General features: G+C 33.7%; 4 protein-coding genes and 2 pseudogenes. All 6 read right to left on the bottom strand.

Annotation, left to right across the window (positions count from 1 at the left end; translation table 11 throughout):
- Positions 1–59 precede the first annotated feature (59 nt).
- The 6 genes and pseudogenes from IIF7_RS21230 to IIF7_RS14760 all read right to left on the bottom strand — a co-directional run bounded on the left by IIF7_RS21230 (position 60) and on the right by IIF7_RS14760 (position 6,500).
- On the bottom strand, positions 60–326 hold the full coding sequence (locus IIF7_RS21230) for a UPF0158 family protein (protein ID WP_394335066.1): 267 nt from the start codon (positions 324–326) through the stop codon (positions 60–62).
- Between the two features lie 70 nt (positions 327–396).
- A complete protein-coding gene (locus tag IIF7_RS14780; RefSeq protein WP_084842468.1) occupies positions 397–2,898 on the bottom strand; it encodes a discoidin domain-containing protein in 2,502 nt (833 codons plus the stop codon).
- Positions 2,899–3,414: 516 nt separating this feature from the next.
- A pseudogene (locus IIF7_RS14775) lies at positions 3,415–4,468 on the bottom strand (IS3 family transposase).
- Between the two features lie 159 nt (positions 4,469–4,627).
- Positions 4,628–4,894, bottom strand: coding sequence for a transposase family protein (locus IIF7_RS20730; protein WP_139801335.1), 267 nt, complete (start codon positions 4,892–4,894; stop codon positions 4,628–4,630).
- A 288-nt stretch (positions 4,895–5,182) separates the two neighbouring features.
- Positions 5,183–5,407 (bottom strand): annotated as a pseudogene (tnpA, locus tag IIF7_RS21225) (IS66 family insertion sequence element accessory protein TnpA); the annotation flags it as partial.
- Positions 5,408–5,489: 82 nt separating this feature from the next.
- Complete coding sequence (locus IIF7_RS14760) at positions 5,490–6,500, bottom strand: YhdH/YhfP family quinone oxidoreductase (protein WP_084842465.1); 1,011 nt, start codon at positions 6,498–6,500, stop codon at positions 5,490–5,492.
- Positions 6,501–6,552 lie beyond the last annotated feature (52 nt).

Below are 6,552 nucleotides of genomic sequence, written 5' to 3'. Positions count from 1 at the left end.
TATCATCGGAAGTATCAATCCATAATGAAAGATCTCGATGAAATGTTTTCTTAAGAAATTTACTCTTCGGAAGAAGTGTGCATTTGGAACGTCTCAGTGATCAGTTTTTCAATGAATTGCTGTTTGAATGCAAACCAGTCTTGCCTGAACTCTGAATGATCAACAGTATGTTTAAAATGCCTAAAGGGATGTCGCTGCTGTAAAATTTGAATTAATTTATTGGTCTCAAAAATGGAATTAAATCCTACAAATTTATTGCAGCACTTTAATATGACGAAAAAATCTTTTATTTGTGTGGTATAAGTTATCCATGAAGGGGGAACCATACTGTAAGTCATTTGATTTGCCATATTATTTGGGTGGCAAAATATCGATACAATGTTCCCAAGGTGTTTTTTATTTTTTCAAATATTCAATTTCATATATACCACTATATTTTGTCGTTTGGTGTGTCATGGACAGCTTAATTTTGGATGTAAAAATATTGTCAAAAGTTATAATATTCAATGCATTTCCTATAAAAGTATCGGTTATGGAATTTTGATTTGTTACTTTTTCCCAAGTAATACCATTCCAGTATTCAATCGTTACCTTTTCGGGTGGAGAAATGTTTAATTCGTCTTTGTAAAAATGAATGTAGGCTGTATTGAAATTCTTTTTCTTAGCATATTCTATTGTTACCCAATCGGATTTATTTGGAGATTCAAAAGCTGTCCATCTTTTATTTATATTTATATCGCCATCTGCGATAAAGTCCACCTCATCAAACTTGGATGTGAAGGAAGCAGATACATTGAGTGGCTTTTTAGTTTTGTTGATTGGGAACCTAATTGGAAATTTTGCATCTCCCCATGTTTCTAACTCACTAATTCCTATATTAAATCCTTTTTCAGGTATTAATAAAACTCGTATTTTTTTTGTTGTAATATCATCAAACCAAATTGTATTAGCTTTTCTAGCTCTCGGATAATTAAATTGGTATTTAGCATTTTTAATTTTCTTCCATTTACCATCACTCCAAAACTGAACTTGATACTGAGAAGGAGCTCGAATTTTGAAGTTATCCTCTACGAAATAAATTTTAATCATGTTGATATTTTGATTGGTTCCAAAATCAATTCCAGCCCAATCTTGTTTTTCTTGTGAATACATGTTACTCCATTGATTTGTAGTAGGTTTTAAATACCAAAACTGTCCGTCGTTAATTTTATTTATAGGGTGAACAATTCCAGGAAATGAAGCTATTGCTAAAGGATATTTATCATTGCTATTGTTGACAGCATAATTGACAGATCGTTCTTTCAAGCTTTTTTTTATCTTTAAAGGGATTTTTACTTTCAGGTCTTGTATGTTTTTTTTTGAAATAATTTTTTTGCCATTGGAAATCAAATGAAAACCTTTTCCTTTATTGTATTTTTTACCCGTTTTATCCCAAATTAAAGTCATATTGTTCCCATGGTACTGAAAATCTTCTAAAATGAAGTAGTCCCAGCTGCTAGGTATTAATGGTTTAATTATGATAAAATCATCCTCTTGAGGCTTGATTCCTAACAAGTCCGAAATAACCAAATCCACGTAGGAAGAATGGTAATAATGTTCACTATGTCCAACTTTGTCATGTCCAGACCAAGAACCAGTGTCGGGATGTAGGGCTTCAGCTATATAGGGTTTCCCATTTTTACGCTGTGTCATGGTATAAATACTAAAAAGCTTGTAAAAATCTTTCTTGGTGACCGTAGAATTATTTTTATAGTTGTTAAGTACATTTGAAAGTCCTTTTAATGTCTGTGAAGTTGCGAAAGGCCATGAATTTCCACTCCACACGCAGCAATTCTCAGAAATTTTAAATAATGGATCATTTCGTTCCAAAACCGTGGGTCCAAAATTGGCATAAAAATAGCTTGAATCCATAAGAAATTTCCAAGATTTTGAAAATTCTTTAGTATCATCAATCATATTAAAATACCAAGGGACATAGCCTATCAACTCCCTCCCATGTTTAGATCCTTGGTATATACCATCTTCGTAAGTTAACGTATTAGCTTTTATAGTGTCTTTTTTATTGGCAGTAACTTCATTATTTTGGAATCTATGAAAGAAAAATTCTCTTTTTTGATCCCAATTTTTAGATTGAAAGTTATTTTTTATAATTTTAGCCTTTTCCTCAAATTCATCAGCGGTTCTTTGATCGTTAACTAGTTTAGCAATATTTACAATAGCATGAGCGTGAGCCCACATATAAGCATTAAAAGTTGGACGATATCCTGGTGCGCCATCAAACCATTGGGGAGTTTGTCTGCTATTAATATTTGTTTCCATACCATCATGCATCCCATCCCAAGCGAACATCCCTTCTGATTCAATAAAATATTTTTTCTCCCATTTTTTATAGTCATTTATCAAATCGTTTAGAAGATTAGTAGTAAATCTAAAATCACGGTGAACCTTATAACCTTGCCATATTGCGTCTCCTAACCAATTTGTATAGTTCTGTAATTGTGCTCCTGGATCTTTATACCAAAATTTAGAATAATCCTTGAAATATTTCGGGTCCTTTAACCATCTATAATCGTATAATTGATGTCCTACAGGACAACTAATTGTTCCATAGGCTCCAGCCCACCATGGTCGATCAATAAATTCAGTCGAAGCATAGCCACTTTTTGGCGAACCGTATATTAAATGCATTGTAACAAGTTCCCATCTATAATAGTAAGTTTTGTCGATTTCGATATCGGGAGTTTCTAAAAAAGGAATATTCTGCTTGTACCATTTCCAATCTTCATTTGACCAAAACGAAAATTTATTTAGAGTTTTCTGTTTATCTAGGATTGACTGCGCTCGACAGGGTATACAAACGATAATTAATAGTATAATTGTTATATTTAGACGTTTCATAGTTAGTTTATTTGGATATTCGAATATTCTTATATAATAATAGATTTTTTCGGGAGGTAATGCATATTATATTAAGATAATTGAACCAGAATTATTTTATGCTTTTGAAAAACAATACTAAATTTTTTAATGACGAAACAAATTTGATTTTTTTCAGATCAGGACATTAGAATCTTATTTTTTGTTACGTGAACTAGACTTAATATTATTCTATCTACAATTCCAATGAATACACTTATCAAAGTGCCTTTAATAAAAATCAATTTAGTAATTCTTAAAAATTTTACACTTCGAAGATTAATGGCTAAATTCATAAAATTTTAAGTTTTTAACTTGTAGAGAGTAAATACTTAATTTATGTAAATGTAAATAGCTTTAGTATTTATTTTATTGCAAATATTAACATTTTACCTGTATATATTAACCTGTTTGGATTTTAGATAGATTTCCTCAATAAATGTGACCTCCTTCCAAATTACGAACCAGTCAAAAGTAGAAAATCGGAGTCATTTTTATTCATTTCAATGAACTCATTGGGGGATCCCCCAATGAGCTATTTGGTCTAAAACCATTGTAATCTTCCTTCCAGTGGTCAAATTTCTCCTGTGCATCGTCAAGGGAAAAGAACCAGTTCACGTTTAAACATTCATCGGCGAACGATCCATTAAAAATTTCGATAAAAGGGGTGTCTTTAGGTTTTCCGGGACGTGAGAAGTCCAATTCTATTTTCATAAGCCCGCTTATCCAAAACTTTACTGATAAACTAACTCCCATTGTCTACCTTGATTCTTTTTGGCAGCTGATTAATCTTAAAGGTAATATTTTCCATCTCTTGTACCACATAACTTCCTTTTAAGGATTTTCCTGCATAGATGCAAGACATTGTGACTATATTTATACACTGTGGTTAAGGCTCTGATCGAGTGCTATCGTACAACTGGTCAGTAACAAAGTCCATACTCTAGCATTCGTGTAGATTAGAAGCATTTCCAGGTACTGGCTTTCTATTGGCAGCTTAGCGATGCCTTTTCGGACGTTTTGATCTTAGGTTAAGACCTTCTTCACAATAGAGCCTATACAACCGCTTGTGGTTATCTAAAAACCTTCTCGGCGCAATAGGATATAAATTCTCCAGAACCCGTACCGAACCCGGGTAGAAGCAATTTCTTTCATACGCATACATACCAATTCATCATCACAGCCAATACTTTTATAGTAATAAACACTTTTAGAAAGCAGCACCAGAGCACAACAGCGATTAATTGAAATATCGTATTTCATCCGTATTTTACCGACCAACTCCCGCCGATTAGCTGGTCTTAGAACTTTCCTGCCTGCCGGCAGGTTTTTCAATACATCCTGAAGGATCTGCTTATCTAATCTTAAGTCCGCCACAAGCTTCTTTAATTGGGGTTTTCCTCTTCCAAATTTTTTAACCTTCGCAATCCGAATACTCCTAATCCTCCGTTTTTTTCTTCCAATTGTAAAAGGTTGCCTCACTGATCCCCATCTTGCGACATGCCACCGATAGACGTGTGCCAGTCTCTGGTTGCTTGATGGCAAAGACAATCTGTGACTCTGTAAACTTTGATCATTTCATAAGCAAATATTATTTTTAAAGTTAAACATTTATTTGCTCAGATCCTCTAATTTTAAATTGTACAGTTTATCGGCAGGAGGTCAAGTTTCGCAGTAGGACATAAATATTATTGAGATAAATTCTGGCTCATTATCCATTCGTATTTGTAAGTGGTTGCCGTAGATCTCTATTGCCTGCCTTATATTTCACAGCACGAAGGGCAGGCATTGATCTTGCTGGAGTGGTACATAGTGCCTCTCTGTTATAATCATCAATAAGGTTAAATATTCTAAATTTTCCTCCAGACATTAGACCATCACTCATAAAATCTGCACTCCATAACTGTCTTGGTGCCTGAGGTTGATTCAGAGAAGTTTTAACACGAGCTGGAAGAAGCTTTTTGCTCTTCCTTTTCAATTGTAGGCCTAAAAGCCTGTATGCCCGCAGGACTCGTTTCTGGTTCCATTCAAAGCCTTGTGATCGAAACCTGTAGAAATAGTAATCAAATGCCCGGATGGGTTTTATCTCACTCATTTCTATGAGCTTGTCTATTACTTCAGAATCATCCCTCTTGGTCATATAATACGACATGGAGCGACTTAAACAAACCAATCCACAAGCTCTCACAATGCTCAATTTCTCAACTACTTGCTCGGCCAATTCCCTACGATCAGAAGGCTTTAAAGCTTTTTTTCGATAATTTCTTTAAGGATGCGGTGGGTAACTCAAATCAGCATACATCTGTTTTAGAAGCTGATTTGAGTCTTGGAGTGATTTAAGCTCCTTGAGCTGTTTGGCATCCATACCGCTATACTTACGCTTCCATCTGTAAAAGGTTGCTGTGGTAATTCCCTTGTCTCGGCAACTTTCGGTAATCTTCATTCCAGATTCGTGCTGTTGAGGCATTGCTACTATTTGTGCTTCTGTAAATCTGCTTTTCTTCGTTACTTAAAAATAGTTGATTTTTAAACTTTATGAAAGCGTAAGGAGAATAGAAAAAACATTACAAGTTCTAGGGAAGTTTATTATCCAAATTTACAATCGTTCGACCTTTTGATTTACCTGATAAAAGTAAAGAAATTTTGTCCTGAAGTTGATCAAGATTTATTTCCGAGTAAGCAATTAATTCATGATCTATTTTCCATTCTTCTGCAAACTTGTTCCATATTTCTATTCTATACTTAATTGGGTAGTTTTGCGAATCTATACCAATAAGAGAGACTCCTTTTAAAATAAAAGGAAATACCGTAAGTTCTAGATTTGGAGATGCGACATTGCCGCAGCAGGTTATGGCTCCGTAATGAGAGGTAGATTTAATAATATTTTGGAGAATTACACCTCCTAACGTATCTATAGCTCCTGCAAATTTAGATTTTAATAGGGGCTTATTTTTATAGTTCTCTATCTCATTCCGCATTAATATTTCAGAAGCACCAAGTTTTTTAAGATATTCAGTTTCGGAGACTTTTCCGGTTATTGCGACAACAGTATAACCTAACTTATTAAGAATATAAATAGCTAATGATCCAACTCCTCCAGTCGCACCAGAAACTACTACTTTTCCATCTTTAGGCGTAATTAATTTTGTTAACTTGCTAACACATATACCCGCTGTTAGACCTGCTGTTCCAATTACGACCGATTCTTTCATAGTCATATTTATAGGTAATCTTAGTGCCCATTCACCTGGCACTTTTATGTATTGGCCAAAACCTCCGTTAGTATTCATTCCTAAATCAAAACCAGTGACTATTACTTTATCACCAACCTTAAAACTTTCAGTTTTCGATTGCACGATAATTCCAACTGCATCAATGCCAGGAGTATGAGGGTATTTTTTGGTAACTCCTTTATTTCCAATGGAGGATAAGGCATCCTTGTAGTTCAATGAGCTATAATGAACTTTAACTATAATTTCATTAGGTTCAATTGAGCTTATAGAAACTTTTTTAATTGATGATTTAAAATCACCTTTAATTTCTTCAACTCTAAATGCTTTAAAGTTTATTATATTTTTTTTCATACTAAAAGTTTAAATTTTATTAGTTTGTGTAAATATGAATATATTTATTATA

It is taken from the genome of Zunongwangia atlantica 22II14-10F7 (assembly GCF_002094855.1).
Classification (GTDB): domain Bacteria; phylum Bacteroidota; class Bacteroidia; order Flavobacteriales; family Flavobacteriaceae; genus Zunongwangia; species Zunongwangia atlantica.
Note: the sequence above shows the minus strand (reverse complement) of the source record. Positions and strands in the feature narration are given on the sequence as shown.